Annotated in this window: 1 protein-coding gene; it reads left to right on the top strand. The window is 69.0% G+C overall.

The window, feature by feature from the left end; translation table 11 throughout:
• Positions 1–261, top strand: a 261-nt coding sequence (locus tag ACCD05_RS31955) for a 4Fe-4S dicluster domain-containing protein (RefSeq protein WP_413397702.1), incomplete at both ends; no start/stop codon positions are given.

The following is a 261-nucleotide window of genomic DNA, read 5'->3' as shown; positions in this document are numbered from 1 at the left end:
CCTATCAACTGTCCGGCGACGAGCTGGAAGGCCCGCGCGGCCGCATCTACCTGATCAAGCAGGTGCTCGAAGGCCGGCCCGCCACCGATAAGACCCAGGCGCACCTGGACCATTGCCTCACGTGCCGCAACTGCGAATCGACCTGTCCGTCCGGCGTGCAGTACGGACGGCTGGCCGACATCGGCCGGCGCATCGTCGAACAGCAGGTCGCGCGGCCCGCGCGCCAGCGCATGCTGCGCACGCTGCTGAAGGAGACCCTGC

This window comes from Rhizobium sp. Rhizsp42, assembly GCF_047304155.1.
Taxonomy (GTDB): domain Bacteria; phylum Pseudomonadota; class Alphaproteobacteria; order Rhizobiales; family Rhizobiaceae; genus Rhizobium.
The sequence above is the reverse complement of the archived record's forward strand: the minus strand, read 5'-3'. Positions and strand labels throughout refer to the sequence as shown.